Raw genomic sequence first — 15681 nt, 5'->3', positions numbered from 1 at the left:
AATTGCTAAAACAACCCGCCTTCGCCTGGCTTGAAGTTGCAGAAGACAAGTTCGCGGCTCGCCTCTGGTGAGCCGTTTTTGTTTGACACGCTGTACTTGATCTCCAGCTCCAGAGTCTCGAAGCCGCCGAACAGGTCACGGATTTTTGGATGGTCGTTGATAGACAGCATGAGCTTGCCCTTCATCGAGCCCATCAGCTGCGCCAGACGCTCGTACTCGTGCCAGCCGAAGTCGACGCCGTAGCCCTCAGTTTCCCAATAAGGCGGGTCGGCGTAGAAGAACGTGTGCGCTCGGTCGTACCTGGCCAGGCATTCGTGCCAAGGCAGGTGCTCGATGTAGGTGCCGGACATCCTTATATAGGCAGCGCTCAACGATTCCTCGACGCGCATCAGGCTTGGCGCTGGCGCCGTTGTGGCCGTGCCGAAGGTTTGGCCATCGACGCGGCCACCGAAAGCATGGTGCTGCAAGTAGTAGAAGCGCGCCGCGCGCTGGATGTCGGTCAGGGTTTCGGGGCGCTTGAGCTTCTCCCAGTCGAACACCTGCCGGCCGCTGAGCATCCACTTGAACTGCTGGACGAACTCTTCGAGGTGGTTCTGCACCACGCGGTACAGATTGACCAGCTCACCATTGACGTCGTTCAGCACCTCGGCCTTGGCCGGCATCGGTCGCAGGAAGTAGAGCGCGGCACCGCCCGCGAACAGCTCCACGTAGCACTCATGCGGCGGGAACAAGGGGATCAGCTTGTCGGCCAGGCGGCGCTTGCCGCCCAGCCAAGGGATGATGGGCATCGGGGACTGCATAGCGGACTCCAAACAAAGTCGGCTACACTCCCCACGCCTCTGCAGAGGTGGGGAGGCCTTGCCGCTGCTCGCAGTGCCCCTGCGGGTGGAGGGTCTCGGTTGGTGCGCCAACACCAGCCCGGTCGCCTCCTCTTCTGGCCTTTGTGTCGGTGCCGACACAGCTACAACGGGTACACGTCCTTCCCGATCAGCAACAGGCTGGACTGCGGATACCGTGCCGCGTTGGTCTCGACCCAGGCAGTTGCCGGGTAGGCGTGCGTGAGGGGGAGGTAGATCTCGTTCAACGAGTCCCAGTGCTGTACGAGCGAGCCGCCTACGAAGTTGGCCTCTACCAGCTTGAATGCGCCGTCTGGGGTCCAGACTTCCAGTTGCTTGAAGATGTAGGGGTAGCTGGTCAGCACGCCGTCAAAAAGCAGGTCGACCGAAACGTCGCCGGCCGTGGTGCGGGTCACGCGCAGGTCGAGCGCGAGAAAGCCATTCAACTGCGCGTTGAACGACACCGCATCGACGTTGATCTGGAAACCGCTACCGCCGTAGTCCGTGCGCGACGCGGACCCAGCCACCACAGCGTACAGGCGCCCACTGCGCTCCAGGCACTGGCTCAACTGGATAGGCCCTGACGGCACCTGGGCGAGCGTGCGCACGCGCGCGGCGGTCAGCGCCAGGTCGCCGCTCTGGCTCAGGTCTGCCTGCACCTGGCGCAGGCCGATGGGCTTGGAGGCTGGCAAGGTCATGGTCAGTAGCTCGTCGTTGCGATCACATCATTGACCCGCAGCACGCCGTTCTCGTCGAGGCTCGCCACGATGGCCTGGTCGCTGACGCGCCTGAAGTATAAACGTCCGCCACTCGGCACCCACATCGTCACATGGCTACCCACCGCAGTCTGGTGCGAGGTCAGCGCACTGGCTGCCGACGTCGCCGTCGCCGCATGCGTGCCTGCGGTCGAAGCGCTGCCTGCGGCCGCCGAGGCGCTGCCAGCGGCGGAGATGGCGCTGGAAGAGGCCGAGTTGGCATAGCTGAACACGTCCAGCGCGCGGTTCTTGACCCAGGTGGCGATGGCCACGATCTGGGCCAGGGCGGGCACGAAGCGGGTGCGGTGGCCGCCGGCGGCGAGGCCGGTGGTGGCGTTGGTGTCGTCGGTGACGGTCGTGCCGTTGCCGCCGACGGCGGGGTCGAAGGTTACGCCGCTCATGGGATCAGCTCCTTGAAGGTGAAGGCCACGCTGTGGCGGATGAGGCTGGGTTGCTCGATGGGGTTGAGGGCCTCCATGCGCGCCAGAAAGGCACGCCGGGCCATGTTGGTGGCGTCGGCGGGGTCGGGCACGACATAGACCTCCTTGTCGATGCCCTGCCGCCACTGCAGGTCGAAAACGCGCTGGTAGGCTTCCACGTCGGTCAGCCAGTCCAGCCCGCAGCTCAGGGTGCGGCGCGGCTCGCGGCGGTCGAAGAACTCGCCGCCGCTCATGCTGGTATCGACGCGGGTGGCGGTTTCCAGCCCGCGCTGCGCGCCCCAGCTCACGTTGTTCTCGGGTTGCCAGGCGTCGCCGATGAAGAGGCGGGAAACTTGGATGTAGCCGTCGGTGTTGGTGGGGTCGTTCAGCGCAATCTGCCAATACCGGGCGCGAACCGGCGACGAGAACACCATCAGCAGGTCGTGCGGCAGATACTCCAAGGACTCATCGCTCGGCAGACCGCTCCAGAATTCGTCGTCTTCCCACTCCAGCATCGAACTGTCGAGGGGGCTGCCCCACACTTTGGTCCAGCCGGAGCTGAAGGCGACCGTGCCGTCCCATATGCCGGGGGTATTGCCTGCTGCGAAAACAAACTCCGCATACGGCCCTAGGTTGTGGCGGCAGAGGGCAACCACGCGAGTAAGGCGGTCACGCCCCAAATCAACGTTAACCAGTGGGTACTGAGTCTTGTCGGAGGTTCCAGTGATTGCGCTCCTGGCAGGCTGCGCAAGCGGTCGAGTGAGAAGGTTGGATGCGGGCAGCGACGATGACCAATACATCCAGCCAGCCAGCGTCGCCGCCCCATCGCAGTAATTCGGATACCCGATCAAGAGATTCGACATCTCAGCCCCACAAAGAGAGTTCCACCCGGCCCGCACGCAGGTCGGCGGCGATGCGGGTGACGCGGAATAGCTTGCCGGCGGCGAGCCCGAAGCGCGGGTAGGTGAAGCGCACCAGGGCGCCGAGGTCGAGCGCCTGGGCCACGGAGGCGTCCAGCGCCACGGTGACTGAGTAGGTCACGCGGGGCACCTTGTAGAGCGTGAGCAGGCGGGCGGCTTCAGCGTCGGCGCCGGTCTGGCCCAGCATGTAGCTCTCGACCGTCATCTCGGTGGCCAGCGGCCAGCGGGTCTTGACCGAGGCGTCTTCAGCCGATGTCTCGACCCACGCTTGAGACTGCGCGGTACGGTCCGCCGCCGTCACGCTGCCGGCGAACTCGCCAGCGGCCAGCGGGCGCCAGCGGCGGAAGTAGCGCAGCACCACGCGCCACACCGGCACCCCGTCACCCTGCTGACGCGAGGGGCGCCGCTCCAGCCGCAGCACCTGATGGGCGGCGATCTCCAGCACCGGCGAGCCGGCAGGCGCCTCGATCCGGCCCATGCGCAGCCGCCCCAGCGCGTCGAAGCCCCACCAGGCGCCAATGCTGTCGGCCACCGCATCCAGCTCATCACTCGCCGCCCGGCCCTCGCTGCAGAAGATGCCCACCGGCTCGGCGTTGAGCGCATGCAGCGCCGACACATCGGCGCTCATGATCGACCCGCCCGACATGCCCGCGTCCAGGGCGATGGCCTGCATCACTTGCGCGGCAGAGGTGTGGGTACTTGCTGCATTCACCTGCAGCACGCCTGCCGGGCTGGACCCGAGCCGAAACATGCCGCCAGCGTGCCAGCAGCGGCACTCGCCGGCAGCGGGCGCGGTTGCCAGCATGTCCGCCTGGCTGGCGTAGGCGGCACCAATCGTGATGGGCACGCAGGCGTCATTGACCGCCGAGATCGTCACCGGCGCGTCGCTGATCTGGTAGATGAGCTTGCTCGTGTTGACGCAGACCGGCGCCATGCGGCGGCAGTCGCCATACACGCGCGGCTTCACCTGCCCCTTGATATCCGTTGCCGTGCCCTCCACCCCATCCGGCAGCGCATTCGTGCCCGCGTAGCGGTTGGGCGTGGGCGGCACGTCCAGCACGGCGCTGGCGTCGCGGAAGCGGAACACCAGCTTGGCCTCGTCGCCCACCGGCTGCTCGACCGAGCCGGTCAGCACCGGGATGAAGGCTGCCGGGTAGGCCGCGCCGGGGGCGCCCACGCGCACGCGGATGGGGCGGCCAGCGAAGCCCCAGTCGAGCAGGTAATCAAGCGTGCCATCGGCATTGACAAGCTCCAGCTCGTTGATGCGCAGGCTGGCGCGGGCGCCCTGGGCGCCGTCGCCAAAGGCCTCGCGCACCGCCCATGCCGGGCTCTTGATGCGCGCTATGAAGGCCGTGTGTGCGGGTGTGTCGGTGCCCTCGGTTACTAGCATCTGCGAGCTGAAATAGAGCGTCTTCACCACGTTGGCCGTGGTGTCGTAGCCCTCGATCTCGACGGCATAGGTCAAGCCGCTCATGCCGCCAGCCTCCGTTCGACGCGCTCCAGCACCTCGCGCACGGCTTCGAGCTGGCTGGTGGTGGCGCGCGCACCGGCCGCATCGAGGTCGCGCAACTGGGCCAGCAGGTCGGCCAGCGTCACGGCGGTGTCGTTGAGCTTCAGCACCTCGGCCACCATGTCTTCCAGCGCGTCAGCCTGGCGCTGGGCGGCATCCGCCTGGCGCTGGGCCGTATCGGCGGCGGCATTCACCGCAGCCTGCACGGCGGCGAGGTCGGCCTGGTAGCCGGCGCCGCTGGCGTTGTAGCCGCGGCTGGCCTCCAGGTAGGCACTGCCCGCGCCCTGCAGGCCCTGCAGCGCGGCAGCCTCACCCAGTGCAGCGCGGCGGGCCATGTCCTGGAAGGTGCTGCGCGTGGCGGCGTAGCGCGCCTCGGGGCTGTCGGCGGCGGCCAGGCTCAACTGCCCGCTGTAATTGCGCAAACCCGTTGCGTAGCCCGCAAACTCGTCTCGCTTGGCCAGCGCCTGCTGGCGCTCGGCGTTGTACAGGCTGCGGATGCCGCCCACGAGCTGCTCGCGGGCGCTCTGGTAGGCGCCCTCGGCCTGCTCCTGCAGGCTGGCCAGCGCGTCTTGCACCTCGCCGAAGGTCGGCGCCATCTGCATCAGCGTGGTGAAGAGGTCGCGCCCAGCCTCGGTGTTCAGGTTCTGCGCCTCCACCAGGCGCTTGTACGCCTCGCGCGTCGCCGGCACGGCATAGCCCGCCTCGGCGAAGGCTTGGTTCAACTGCTTCTGGGCGGCGGCCAGGCGCTCCTGGTCGCTCCAGATCGCGCCCTGGTACTGGCTGGCCGCGTTGGCCAGGCCATCCACCCCGCCAAAGCGGGCGGCCAGGTCGTTGGCCGACTGCAGGCCGTTGAGGCCCAGCGCGGTGAAGCTGACGTTCAGATTGGAGGCGACCTGGTCGACCTGCTGCATCTGCCCGGCCAGGCGCCCGAAGGCATCGGTCAGGCGCTCGCCCTGCTGCGCCATTGCGGTGATGGCGCCTTCGTCGATGCCGTTGCGGGCGAGCAGGCTGCGGGTCAGGTTGTCCTGCACGTTCCTGGCCCAGGCCTCGATTTCTGCGTTGATCTGCTCCTGCCCCTTGCCTTCGGTCGAGATGCGGATGCTGCCCCACACCCCGTCGAGCATGCCGGACACCGACAGCCCGACCTGCTGGGCGAGCTGCACCACCTGGCCCTCGATCGCGTCGAACGCGCTGTTCAGCCCGGTCTGGAAGCCGGCGTCCAGGTTGCTGTGCTGTTCCCACTTCTTGGTGCTGGTGAAGAGGCCGCCCTTGCGGGTCAGCTCGGTGTAGTTGCGGCCGCCCACCCAGCCGCCGCTGTAGTCCAGGTCAACGCCCTGGCCGCTCTGCGTGGTCGGGCCGGAGCCGAAGATGTAATTGATCAGCGGTGCGCCGGTCAGGATGTTGGCCATCCGGTCCGACAGGCCGATGCCCGACAGCAGCTTGGTGTTCCACTGCACGGCCGGGTCCAACCAGGTCTGCTTGCCATTGGCCTGGTAGCCCTTGCTGTAGAGGCTGTTGGCGGCCAGCATGCCGGCCGCGATCCAGCCGACCACGGGGATCGAGGAAAGGGCGCTAGATGCGGCTGCCGTGCCGCCCGCCCCCGCCGACGCCCCGGCGGCCACGGTGCCCGCCCCGCCAGCGCCGGCCGCCATACCGCCGCCCATTGCGCTACCAATCGCCCCGGCTACAGAAGAAGCCGCACCCGCTGCACCCGCACCAGCCCCGGCCGCCGAGCCGCCCATACCAAGCCACCCCCCCACCGTGCTGCCGATGGAGCCGAGCGACCCAAGCCAGTTCCCAGAGCCGCCCATCACCCCTTGAATGGCCCCTGTCGCCCAGTTCACGATGGGCTCGATGGCGATCTTCAGCGTCTTGGTCTTGAGGTAGTTTTCCAGTGTGTCGACAAAGTTCTCACCCCAATCCTTGCCGTTCTCGAAGCCGCGCATCAGCGCGTCTTCCAGCACGCGGGAGATCTCCTTGGCCTGGCGTTCGGTCTGGCGCTTGGCTTCTTCGGCGGCCTGCACGCCGGCCTTGCGCGTGACCGCCTCGGCACGCGCCTGGCCGAGGCGTTCCATCGCGGCAATCTGCTGGCGGATGGCCGACAGCTCTTCCTCGCTCGCGCCCGCCTTCATGCGCATCGCCAGGTGCTGCTGTAGCGTGGCAGCCGCATCCTGCCCACGCTGGCGCATCAGGTCGGCCAAGGCGCTGCTGGTGAGGCCAATCTCCTGCGCCTCCTGCTCGGCTCGGGTGGCCTGCTCGGTGAGGCGGTCGGCCTCTTTCTGCGCGCTGCGCGCCCGCTCGGCGGCCAGCTCGTCAAGCTCATCCTGCTCCTGCTGGATCAGCGCCAGTCGCTTGGCCTGCGCGGCCTCGAACTCGGCGGTGTAGCCGCGCTCGGCCGAGGTGTCGCCGCGCTGGCGGGCGAGCTGCGCCTCGCGCTGGTAGATCTGCTCGCTGGCCTGCAGGCTTTCGCGCTGCCGCTGGAAGCGCTGCTCGATCTCCTGCTGTTCGGTGATGGCCCCGGCCTTGCGCAGGCTGGCCAGGTGCGCCAAGTGCGCGGCGAGCTTGTCGGCCTCCTGCTTCTGCAGGGCCTCCTGCTCGGCAATGGCGGTCTGGTAGCGCTCGGTGGCGGCACGCTTGGCGGCTTCGTCGTTGCCTTTGTCGCGGTACTTTTCGCGCACGGCGGCTTCTGCAGCGGCCTGCGGCACCTCAGGCGTGATGCCTGCGGCTGACAAGCGCTGATAGTTCAGGCGCAGTTCGGCCAGTTCCTTTTCGGCCGCCTTCTGCTTGTCGTAGCCGGCGAGGCGGGCATCCAGCCACTTCTTGGCGGCGTCGGCCTCCTGCTCGATCTGCGCGCGGCGCGACTTCTCGGCCGCTTCGTCAGCCTTCTTACGGGCAGCCTCGCGCAGCACCTCGACGGCGCGCTCCTGCTGCAGATACGCCTCGTATGCCTTGTCCGCCCCGGCACGGGCACGGCTCCAGGGCAGCGTACCCGAGGCCGAGCGGTCGGCGCTGGCCAGCTCGCGCTGCAACTCCTTCAGCTTGGCCTCGGCGTCCTTGAGGCGCTCTTCGTCGGTGAGCGGGCGGCCAATGCCGGCCAGCTTGTCCCAGGCGCTGCCCAGCACGTTGGTGAAGTCGCGCCAGCGGGTCGCCAGGGTTTCGACCTGCTGGCCGTTCTCGCGCAAGTGGTCGGTGTAGGCCTGCAGCACCAGGCCGGCAGCCTGTTGCGTCTCGCCCGTGCGCTCCAGCTCGCGCACGTAGTCGAGCTGCGCGGCGGTCATGAAGTGCATGGTGCGGTTGTGTTCTTCCGCCCACTTGGCTACGCCCTGGCCCATCTTGGCGAAGTCGGCCGCGATCTCTGCGGTCTCCTGCCCCGAGAGGCGCGCGGTCTCGGCGACCGCCTGACCCATCTGCTGGATCACGCCCGCCGTCACCGTGCCGGATGCGGCCAGCGCCTGCAGTGATTCACGCGCGGTGCCAATGCCGGCGCGGCTGCGTTCCGCCACAGCCTGCGCCATCGCCTCGTACTTGCCCGCCGTGAGGCCGGCGTAGTTGCCGGTCATGACCAGGGACGTGTTGAGCTGCTCGATATCGCGGTAGCCGCTGAGCGCCGCAGCGCCCAAGGTGACCACCCCCGCAGCGACCGCGCCCACGCCGAGGGCCACTGGCGAGATGTTCGCCGCGACCTTGCTGAACAGGTTGCCGAACCCGCCGAACACGTCGCGCACCTGCCCACCCTGTTGCATCAGGATGGTGAAGAACGACCCACCTGACGCCCATGAGGCAGCGATATCACTGGCGGTGTAATTGAGGTTCAGCAGCTCCTGGCGGGTGAAGGCCGTAGAGCGGCGAAGGCCTTCCATGCCGGCAGCGGCGGGCGCTGTCGCGCGCGGCAGATTGCCGACACTGGCTGCGGCGTCGGACACCGTTTTCTGCATCGACGCGGCACCTTGGCCCACCTCGGTGAAGGCAGCCTTGGCGCCGCTACCGTCGCCGGTGATCTTGATGCCGTAGGTGATGTCGTTGGCCATGTCGGTTCCGGTTACTTCTGCTCGCTGCGCTCTGCCCAGGCGGCCAGGGCGACCGATTCAGCCAGGCGCAGGTCTTGCCACACTGCGTCGTCCTCCAGTTGCAGCCGGCGCAACACGATCTCGATGCGCTCCAGCGGAATGCCCGTCCGCACGCTGCCGCCCAGCCCCACGCTCACCCACTGCCACTGCGTCGCCAGCGCCTCGAATGCGCGCCACACCGGCTCGTTCTCGGGGTGCAGCGTCAGCTCGGGCAGCGTGTCGTCGAGATCCGGCGGCACGCCCGGCAGGCCTTGCCGCGCCCAATCCTTGATCGCCTCGGCGCGGTCATGGGCAGAGCCCAAGGCCCACGCGCGGGCGCAGGCGATCAGTTTCCCTTCGGGGCCTCCTGGTACATCGAGTCCCAGAACTTGCGCACCACGGCGGTCGGCAAGGCCGGGAACACCTCCACCACCTTCACGAAACCATCGGGCAGCTGCCCCGGCTCCAGCTCAGCGTGAGACTGGTACGGGATGGCGTTGCCCTGCGCATCCGTGAAGTCTTCCTGCACCCAGCCGGCCAGCAGGCGGACTGCATAGATGCGGTCCGGCACCGGGTTGGCCTTCTGCTCGGCAGAGAGCGCATCCAGCTCGCTCTGCTTGAGGCGCTTGAACACCACACGCACCTTGGCGGTGGCGGTGCTGCCGTCTTCGGCGGCGTAGGCGAACGAAACCGGCGCGGTGAACACGGGCGAGACTTTGAGCGACAGGGACATGGCAATCCTTCCAGGGGCTGACGCCCCCCGGCCGACATGGCCGGGGCAGGCGGGGTGAGGTTGAACGGGTAAACGAAAGGGCCAGCTCAGAGCAGGTTGATGAACAGCTCGTCGTTGCCGGCGCTGGTGGGGATGAAGCTCGCGCCCCAGGGCACCATCGCGATGCCGTCGCTGTCCTGGTAGCCCTGCGGCGGGATCAGTTGCAGGCGGCTGCTGTGCAGCATGGCGATGTTGCCGGCGGCGGTGCCGTGCTGCAGGGCCAGGGTGCCGGCCTGCGCCAGGCGGGCGGGTTCCCAGAAGTCCTTGGTTGCGGTCAGCACCGCTTCGATGGTGCAGTTGCCGCTCATCTGGCGGTTGGTGATCTGCACCGACTCGTGGCCGACGAGGCCGCGATAGACCACCTGGTTGCCGACATCGACCGACAGCTCCTGCAGCACTGCCGCAAAGCCATGCAGACGGAAGGCCGGGGTGTTCTGCGTCGTCACCGGCAGCGGCGTGGCCTGGTTGGCGTAGATCGGCGCGATGGCGGCCGCGTCGGCGATGGTGTTGTAGAGGCCGGTGAAGTTGAAGCTCAGGATCGGCCGACCACCCGCCGCCAGGCGCGCAGTGAAGGTGCCGCGCGCGCCGGTGACGAGGTGGCGCACGCCGTCCAGATTGACCGCCAGGGCGATGGATTCCAGACCATCGGTGATGGGGCGATACCCTACCTGCGCGGGGATGCTGTAGGCCGTGCCGCCGGTGGGCGGCGCGGTCCAGTTCTCGGCGACGGTGGCAACCTTGGTGGTGCCGTTGTAGGCGGTGATCAGGCGGCGCTCGGCGCCTACCTCGATCACCATGCCGCGGTAGAACTCATCCACGGCCGAGCTGCCGGCCGCCAGCGTAATGGTGTTGGTGGTACCCGCGACGGCATTGCTTGCCACGGCCGCAGCCAGCACCGTCTCCTGGAATGCACATGCACGCATCAGGCGGCCGTAGCGGGGCGCGGTGCCGGCGGTGCCGCTGCCGGCGAGTTCCACATCGAAGCTCATGCCTGCATTCACACGCACGGCGAGCTGTTCGCTGTTGCCGAAGTACGGCCGCACCAGGTCGCGCGATTCGGTCTGCGCTTCCATCGGGCGGAGCTGGAAGTTGCTGAGCAGGATGGCATCGTTGCCCGCCATCGCGGGCGCCACGCCATAGGTGGCTTCGATCACAGCCAGCGCGAGGGCGCGGCGCATGCGGAGTGCGGGCATTTCTGTTCCTTTCCGGGAGTGTGGTGCGGGCGCGATCAGGCGGCGCGAGAGCGCGTGCCGTCTTCGTTCAGGACGTAGCTGCCGCCCTGGTCCAGCGGCTCAGACGCAGCAGCCTCGGTGCGCGGACCCTCGGTTGTGGAGGGCTCGACCGGGGGTACATCTGCGCTCACGGTGTCGTTCGGGGCGGGGGTACGCGGCTTCATGTTCGGCTCCTGTGCATGTGTGGCACGACAGGGCCGATGTTGCCGCGCGCGCGCGAGGGCGCCGAGGCAAAGGGCTTGGGAAATTGAGCGTGCCGGCGAGTCGGCCGGCACACACCCCCTGGCGGGGGCTTAGCGCGCGAGTTCGGTGTAGAGCGACAGCTCGGCCGAATGGCACAGCACCCCGGCAAACATGACCGGCGTGTAGCGCACCAGCTGCAGGCCCACTTCGTCGCTGGCGGGGTCCAGCGTCGTATCCACCGCACCGCCGAGCGATTCATCGGCGCGGAAGGCAGCGCGCGCGGCCTCGATCAGGCCATCGAACGTCACTTCGCTGGCGGTGGCATCGTTGAGCGCCATGAAGCCCATCACCTTCCAGCGCGGGGCGATGATGTGACGGCCACGCGCCGGGCTCGTCTCGCGCGTGGCCACGCGCTGCACGTACCAGCCGCGCAGCTCGGGCGTGCCGCCAATCGTGGCGACGTAGAGCGCCCGCAGGCCGGCTTCGTCGGCGGCATAGCGCTCCCAACCATGCACTTGGCCGATGTTCGGCACCGTCTGCAGGGTGGCGAGGATGGCGTTGCGGATGCTATCCATCGGGTTCATGGCGTGGCTCCTGTGGATTTGGAAAGGCCTTGCAGCAGGCGCAACAGGCGCGCATGCAGGGCCGCGCTGATCTGCGCGCGATTGGCCGCGAATGCACGGTGGAACATGCCGACCCCGAGCGTGCCGCGCCGCGCAATCGTGCGGGCGATGGCCCAGCCCACATGCTCGGCCTCGTCGGGCGTGACGCCCAGCTTCTTGATCGCCCAGTCGATGAGGGGCTGCACGGGAGGCATGTGGGGCTTGGTACCAAGCTCGACCGCATACGCATAGCCCAGGCTTGACCCGGTCACCGCCGAGACCCCCAGGGCACCGAGCGGAGTCACGCTACCGATGATGGATGCGCGCAGCGTGCCGTGTGCCGTCGGGGTGAGCTGCTGGACTTCACCCTGCAGGTGCTGCGTCACCTCGGTCGCCCAGGCGAGCAGCTCCTGCTGCAGGGCGTCTGGCACGCGCTCGGCCAGTTGCGCCAGCGCGGCGAGCTGGCTGCTGTCGATGCTCAGGTCGATCAGTGGCGCACTCATCGCACCGTGCGGCGACGCCCGTGGTAGAGGCGGCTGCGGCCGCGCGAGTCGGTGTCTTCCACCTCGACGACGGCCGATGCCGGCGCAACACGCGGCTTGTCGCCCGCCGCCCCGGTCACGCCATCCACCCCGAGCAGCGCGGAATAACGTGCCCGCCAGGCCTTGGCACGGGCGGCCCATTCGCGGCTCGGCAGCGTCTGGTCTGCGCTGTCTGCCTTGATCGTCGGCGCGGTGTTGTTGCTGTTGTAGGCGGCCAACTGTTCCGCCAGCAGCGCGGCGGCCCACAGCGCGACCGCCTCGGTGTCGGCGGCCGGGATCGTCGCCTCGGTGTGGCGCGTGATGTAGCGCACGCGCACTGTGGCCCCGACCTGCAAGCCGGGCACGCGGGTCACGGCGCCCAAGGGGGTGTCGATGGTGGCCCAGTCGTCGGCGTCCAGCTCGGGCGGCGGCACCTCGTCGAGCGGGTACAGGATGGCGAGTACGACCGAGGCGTCATCCCATCCATCCAGTGCCGGCAGTTCGCCCCCGGCACCCAGCGCCACGTCCGCCAGGCGCTGGCGCGGGCGGTCTTTGCTGTACTGTGCGACGGCCATGTCGATGGCGCGCTGACGCTGCTGTGCGCTGATGCCGTCGACGTGCGTCGGCACGAAATCACTGGTCACGATTGCCACGCTGAATCCTCCGTTGGCGCCGGCCAGGCTGGCGCTGCCGCCGCCGTCGCCCCCGCCCTGGGCCTGCACATTGATCTGTGTGTCGAGTGCAGCCTGGCCGCCGCCGCTGCCGCCACCGCCCGCACTGAAGCCGGGCTGAGTCTGCAGCGCAGCCTGGCCGCCACTGTTGCCGCCGCCTTGTGCTGCGAGCTGCGCAGGCGTGCTGCCCAGCGCCGCCGTGCCGCCGCCATTGCCGCCGCCCTGGGCGGCGAGCGCAATCTGGGTCTGCAGCGCAGTCAGGCCTCCGCCGTCACCGCCCCCCTGTGCCGCAAGCTGCGCAGGCGTGCCGCCCAACGTTGCCGCGCCGCCACCACTGCCCCCACCGTCTGCATCGAGCGCGATCTGCGTCTGCAAAGACGCATTCCCACCCGCATCGCCGCCCCCGGCCGCAGCCAACTGTGCGGCGCTGCTGCCGAGCGTGGCCGAGCCAGCCACGGTGCCGTACAGCGCGTTGTTGGCGTAGCCGCGATATGTGAACGCATAGGTGCCTGGGGCGACTGCGGAGCCCAGCAGGCTGCCGTCATCGAGCGGTGTGAGCGTGAGCCCGGCCGCCACGCTGTCCAGCTCGAAGCGCATCTCCACATCGGCATCGGCCGGCAGCGAAACATCGTTGTACAGCGGCGACGGGTAGTCGCCCGCCACCGGCAGATCGCTCGCGGGGATGCCCAGCCCCGGCCACACCGAGCAGCAAAGGGCATTGTCAAAGAGGCCGATGTCGTCGCACAGCAGCATCAGGTGGCCACCACAGCGAAGCCATGACCGGGCGTGCCCGTCATCAGCGAGCCGCCGACGATGGGGTACAGCAGATAGCGGCGACCCGGCACATAGCTGGCATGGAAGAACTGGTACGCCGCAACCTGCCCGGCGCCGTTTGTGGTGGTCACGCAACTGGCGAGCTTGTCACCCGTCGTGGCGTCGATCACAAGGAACTCGACGCCCACATTCGCCCAGGCCCCGGCCATCTTGTTCCAGATGGTGCGGCAGAGCGCGGGCAGCGTGAGCGTGGCGCCAGACTGCAGCGCGGCCGAGCCACCACCCGAGCCGCCGCCGGCTGCAGCGAGCTGCGCCGCGCCACCGGCCAGGGCGGCTGAGCCGCCGGAGGAGCCGCCGCCGGCGGCAGCGAGCTGCGCGGCGGTACTGGCCCAGGGGGCGCCAACGCTCTGCCCAAGTTCCGCCTCGATTGACAGGATGTCGGCGTCGTTGAGTCCGATCGGCACATCCCACCATGCAAATGCGTCAAAGGCCGCATCAGTGCTGCCCAACTCAACGCGGTTCGGATAGAAGTCGGACGGCGGCGCGTAGGACTGCGTTGCCACCACTTCACCGTTCACACGCAGGATGCAATCAGTGCCACGACGCACCGCCGTCAGGCACAAAATACCGCTGCCCGCAAGCGTACTCTGCGCGATATCAACCCCGCTGCTGCCACTGTTGTTTCGCCAGTTGATCCACGCCTTCCCGAGCGCATAGCCCAGGCTGGACACCAGCGAATAGTTTCCGGCCGATGAGTTGTAGACCTTAAAAAAGCGCGGGTAATTCGCTGTGTCGCTGCTGCGCAAAAGCAACCCTCTCGCGTGGTCGCTTGAGTACGTTACGCCGGTGTCCGTCCAGTACAGATAGTCGCCGACTTGAAACTCTAAATACTGCGCACCGCTTGCATGCTGCCGTAGCACAGGCTTTGCGCTGTCAGCGCGCAGGTAGTATCCGCCGCCGCTATGCACGGTGACCTCATCACCAACCGCGCCGACAGGCACCGATCCCGCAAGATCGCTCTTGGCCGTAGCCAGTGACGGAACCCCAAGCCTGCCGCCAGCCGCGCTGATGATCGATGACGCGCTCATTATTCCAACCTCATGATTCTGATGTCTTCATCAGCCGCAGCGACGGCGATCACGGCCTTAATGGCTGGCACATACTTCAGGCTGTAGATGCCACCACCAATATCCGCATCCTCATACCAGTTACCTGCAGGCACCCCAACCACAGTCATCGTCAGTGCAACGGGGTCGAGAATGAACTGCCGATAGCGGTATGACGACGACGTTGTCGCGCGATACCGCCCCATCACTAGATACTTGCCCTGCTGAGGCAGCGGACACATCACGCATGTGTCGGAGTCGCCATCCCACAAAGCGGACTCTGCGTTGCCGCTGATGGTCTGGTAACTGTCCGCAGAGAGGCTGCCGGCGAGATCCAGCGTCCAGAGCCACGGGCCGTTGCCGAGGCTGTCGCGCGGCGCGAAACCGATGACTTTGTTGTCGTGGACGGTGAAAGCGGAGCGATGGCCGACTGACCCGAGCGGCGCACGAGGCAGCACGTCAAAGCTCTCTGAGCCGGGCGCAAACGAATACGCGGTGTCTTTCGATCCGCCAACACCGTACTGATCGCGGAATGGGTCGTAAAAGCCCACGACGCCATTGCCCATGTGGTAAGGGCCGTCGTTGTATGCGCTGACGTTCAGCCCGAACGGGATCTTCGCGGTCCACTGGTTCGTGTTGAGGTCGAGCCACCAAAGTCGCTCCCGCACCATCACCAAGCGGTTTCGCGCCGGGTCGATGAAGAGCCCGAAATACGTGTGGCGCGCGGTCGGCACCTGACCCACCGCTTTCGGGTAGTTGTAGAACTCGTCCTTGAATACGACGTTCTGGTTCTGCCCTGCGGGCGTGGCCAGGTAGTCGTTTGCGTCTGGCCAGTCTGAAAACGTCACTGCGTGAGCGAGGCTGTACCTCGGGTCCGCACCGACCAGGTTTGTGGGCTGGAACTGCACCGCCCAGCTCATCTTGTCGAGGTCCAGGCGGGGGACGCTGTTATTTGAGGAGTCTCGATGCCCACCGCCAAAGAAATAGGCGCGCGGCTGCGTCGGATGCACAGCGCAGCCAGACCAGGCTTTGAATACGCCGTTCCACCCTGAGTCGCCGACGTCGATAAACGTTGGATCAACCGCTTTGACGACAGCATCGAGTGCGTCCGGACGGGTGCCGGCCACGCGCACCCAGCGATTCAGCGGCACCTGCGCCCAGCTCGCCGCCGTGACGACACCATCCCCGCCGCGACCGGGCGTCCAGATGTCGGTGGCGTTGTCGTAACCACCCGGCGTGCTGTCGGTGTAGTTCCACGGCCCCAGCACGCGGCCGGCAGCGAATGCCAGGCGCGTGCTGGTGTAGTGGTCGGCGACGGGCGAGACCATGAAGGC

The 15681-nt window shown here is 67.6% G+C and carries 15 protein-coding genes; all 15 read right to left on the bottom strand.

What is annotated here, in order from left to right:
* Positions 1-5: 5 nt before the first annotated feature.
* Positions 6-788: a DNA adenine methylase gene (locus NMB43_RS15980; protein ID WP_494349156.1), complete on the bottom strand. Its 783-nt coding sequence runs from the start codon at positions 786-788 to the stop codon at positions 6-8.
* Positions 789-961: 173 nt separating this feature from the next.
* Entirely contained in the window at positions 962-1534 is a 573-nt protein-coding gene (locus NMB43_RS15975; RefSeq protein ID WP_494349155.1) for a hypothetical protein, read from the bottom strand.
* A gap of 2 nt (positions 1535-1536) precedes the next feature.
* A complete protein-coding gene (locus NMB43_RS15970; protein ID WP_494349154.1) occupies positions 1537-1992 on the bottom strand; it encodes a hypothetical protein in 456 nt (151 codons plus the stop codon).
* Positions 1989-2525 (bottom strand): hypothetical protein, encoded by a 537-nt coding sequence (locus NMB43_RS15965; RefSeq protein ID WP_494349153.1) that lies wholly within the window; start codon positions 2523-2525, stop codon positions 1989-1991. The genes NMB43_RS15970 and NMB43_RS15965 overlap by 4 nt, the downstream gene beginning before the upstream one ends.
* Positions 2526-2874: 349 nt before the next feature.
* Positions 2875-4404: a hypothetical protein gene (locus tag NMB43_RS15960; RefSeq protein ID WP_494349152.1), complete on the bottom strand. Its 1530-nt coding sequence runs from the start codon at positions 4402-4404 to the stop codon at positions 2875-2877.
* A complete protein-coding gene (locus tag NMB43_RS15955) occupies positions 4401-8468 on the bottom strand; it encodes a phage tail length tape measure family protein (RefSeq protein ID WP_494349151.1) in 4068 nt (1355 codons plus the stop codon). The genes NMB43_RS15960 and NMB43_RS15955 overlap by 4 nt, the downstream gene beginning before the upstream one ends.
* Positions 8469-8479: 11 nt before the next feature.
* Positions 8480-8809, bottom strand: a complete 330-nt coding sequence (locus NMB43_RS15950) for a DUF1799 domain-containing protein (RefSeq protein ID WP_494349150.1) — start codon at positions 8807-8809, stop codon at positions 8480-8482.
* Between the two features lie 23 nt (positions 8810-8832).
* On the bottom strand, positions 8833-9219 hold the full coding sequence (locus tag NMB43_RS15945) for a hypothetical protein (RefSeq protein WP_494349149.1): 387 nt from the start codon (positions 9217-9219) through the stop codon (positions 8833-8835).
* A gap of 86 nt (positions 9220-9305) precedes the next feature.
* The gene (locus NMB43_RS15940; protein ID WP_494349148.1) at positions 9306-10451 is read right to left on the bottom strand and encodes a hypothetical protein; all 1146 of its coding nucleotides are present in this window, start codon (positions 10449-10451) and stop codon (positions 9306-9308) included.
* A gap of 35 nt (positions 10452-10486) precedes the next feature.
* Positions 10487-10654, bottom strand: a complete 168-nt coding sequence (locus tag NMB43_RS15935) for a hypothetical protein (protein WP_494349147.1) — start codon at positions 10652-10654, stop codon at positions 10487-10489.
* Between the two features lie 129 nt (positions 10655-10783).
* Positions 10784-11257, bottom strand: a complete 474-nt coding sequence (locus tag NMB43_RS15930; protein ID WP_494349146.1) for a hypothetical protein — start codon at positions 11255-11257, stop codon at positions 10784-10786.
* The gene (locus NMB43_RS15925; protein WP_494349145.1) at positions 11254-11778 is read right to left on the bottom strand and encodes a hypothetical protein; all 525 of its coding nucleotides are present in this window, start codon (positions 11776-11778) and stop codon (positions 11254-11256) included. Before NMB43_RS15925 ends, NMB43_RS15930 begins: the two co-directional genes overlap by 4 nt.
* The gene (locus tag NMB43_RS15920) at positions 11775-13220 is read right to left on the bottom strand and encodes a hypothetical protein (RefSeq protein WP_494349144.1); all 1446 of its coding nucleotides are present in this window, start codon (positions 13218-13220) and stop codon (positions 11775-11777) included. The genes NMB43_RS15925 and NMB43_RS15920 overlap by 4 nt, the downstream gene beginning before the upstream one ends.
* Positions 13220-14329, bottom strand: coding sequence for a hypothetical protein (locus NMB43_RS15915; protein WP_494349143.1), 1110 nt, complete (start codon positions 14327-14329; stop codon positions 13220-13222). Before NMB43_RS15915 ends, NMB43_RS15920 begins: the two co-directional genes overlap by 1 nt.
* Complete coding sequence (locus NMB43_RS15910; RefSeq protein ID WP_494349142.1) at positions 14329-15675, bottom strand: hypothetical protein; 1347 nt, start codon at positions 15673-15675, stop codon at positions 14329-14331. The genes NMB43_RS15915 and NMB43_RS15910 overlap by 1 nt, the downstream gene beginning before the upstream one ends.
* Positions 15676-15681: the final 6 nt, after the last annotated feature.

The organism is Uliginosibacterium sangjuense (assembly GCF_059132465.1).
The sequence above is the reverse complement of the archived record's forward strand: the minus strand, read 5'-3'. Positions and strand labels throughout refer to the sequence as shown.